Here is a 2027-nt window from a genome sequence, read left to right on the forward strand (position 1 = left end):
GTATATAATTTATAGCTGCTTCTTGCCTACTGTCGAAAAACCTCACGGTTTTTCTATTTCGGTTTTTATTTGTTAACTTACTCGCTTATAACACGCAACAAATCATATACGAGACCGTTACCACAAATATTGAAGAACAGTAATAAAATAATAAAGTTTAGTCCTAATTCGAAATTCGAAGACTCAAATGTTTATCGATTATCGGAATTAAAACCAGCTGGAACCAAATTAATTTTGGAACCAAATACGGAATTAATTGAACTCATAAAACTGACTTTATTTGACTTGACATTAAAACAAGTTCTTATAATAAAAAAAGCTTTAAAAAAATCTCATCCGAGAGATCCACATTTAAGAGAATATGTAATAGTCGAAACTGGTAAGAATTTCGCAAAGTATAAACCAAATAAATTTGAGGAATATTTTACAGAGAGAATTGATGAAGACAGTTATTTTCAACTTAAAGCATACTTAAGAGCAATATTTAAAGAAATACCATCTGAATACAAGCATAAAAAAGAAATTATTCGTGATTTAAAAATCAAAGACCTTTTTAAAAGTGATTTATTTTCAAGTATTTTCTCTTGGCTTAAGGCAAATCCTAAAGGGAATAAACTGAAAAAGGATATAACAGAATACCTAAATGAAGTTGATGAAAATATTGGAAATTTAATCGAAAACGAGCCTGATAAGGCATTAGAATTAATACTATTTCTTCAAGGAAACATTTTTCTGCTAAAAAATTTAAAATTTGAACTTTTAGAAAAACTAAAGTTAATTTCTACTGTGCGTTCGAATAATGAAGATGAATATTATGACGATTATTTTTGGATTGATTTTATGTATGATTCTGATTTATCAATTTCTGACTTAATTTCTGATATATCTGAAATGTTCGATTCTATTGATGATTATTTTGACTTTGATAGCGGAGGAGATTGGGATGGAGATTATGATTTTGATTTCGACTAAACATACTTGTGGTAACACCGTATAAAATTAATTGCTAGTTCTAGTCTACTTACGAAAGTCCTCGCGGACTTTCTATCTGTGATTTATTTGCTAACTTTAGTGCTTAAACCACGCAACTAATCTTATACAAACACGTTACCACACATTTGAGAAAATCGATATACATATTAATTCTGACTTTGATTTTTACTTCTTGCCAAAGTGAAAAGAAACTGAATGGAACTTGGATTTCAGCATATCAATATGATGAAAATGACAGTCTAATGAAATCAACAACCGGAATTCCTTTCAATGAAATTTTTACTTTTAACAATGGTACTTTTAACTTAAAGCAATTTAAGTATCAAATGTTTAATGATGAGATAACTGACATTTTCAAACTGAAAGGAAATAAGTTTGTTATAGCTGACAATGAATCTTATTTTTCAGATGTTATTGAACCTTTAACAAATGATAGTATTGTAATTAATGGATTGAATAGTGTCTTAAACGGAGTTTACAAACGACTAGCCGATTCACTTAAAAACAAAACGCCTGAATTTAAATTGACTGGAAAAAAGTTCGTGCGGAATTATAGAAAATGGACTGATACGATTCGTTTTGTAAATGACTCTGTTTATACAAGCAATAGTTGGACAATGGGAAATTCAGATTTAATGTGGGAAAGAATAAACAAAAACGGGTTTGATATTCTTTTTACGAATATTTATCCACCATTTGTGATTAAAAATAAAGTTGGGAAAAATATTTTAATTTCAACATTCGAATATGAAAAAGAAGATTATATTTTGACCGAAATTGAATAAAAACGTGTGGCAACAATGTATATAATTTATAGCTGCTTGTAGCCTACTGTCGAAAAACCTCACGGTTTTTCTATTTCGGTTTTTATTTGCTAACTTACTCGCTTATAACACGCAACAAATCATATACGAGACCGTTGTGTGCAATTTGAGAAAAACGCAGAATAATGATTGAATTTAATGGATGGGCTATAATTCGAGAGTCTTATAAAGATGATAATGATAATGACGAACATTTGAATTCCATTATTA

Annotated in this window: 2 protein-coding genes; both read left to right on the forward strand. The window is 29.0% G+C overall.

Annotation, left to right across the window (positions count from 1 at the left end; genetic code table 11):
* The first annotated feature begins 234 nt into the window (after positions 1-234).
* Positions 235-972, forward strand: coding sequence for a hypothetical protein (locus VDP25_RS17515; RefSeq protein ID WP_334471917.1), 738 nt, complete (start codon positions 235-237; stop codon positions 970-972).
* A 146-nt stretch (positions 973-1118) separates the two neighbouring features.
* The gene (locus VDP25_RS17520; protein ID WP_334471919.1) at positions 1119-1778 is read left to right on the forward strand and encodes a hypothetical protein; all 660 of its coding nucleotides are present in this window, start codon (positions 1119-1121) and stop codon (positions 1776-1778) included.
* Positions 1779-2027: the final 249 nt, after the last annotated feature.

Source organism: Winogradskyella sp. ECml5-4 (assembly GCF_036903175.1).
GTDB lineage: Bacteria > Bacteroidota > Bacteroidia > Flavobacteriales > Flavobacteriaceae > Winogradskyella > Winogradskyella damuponensis.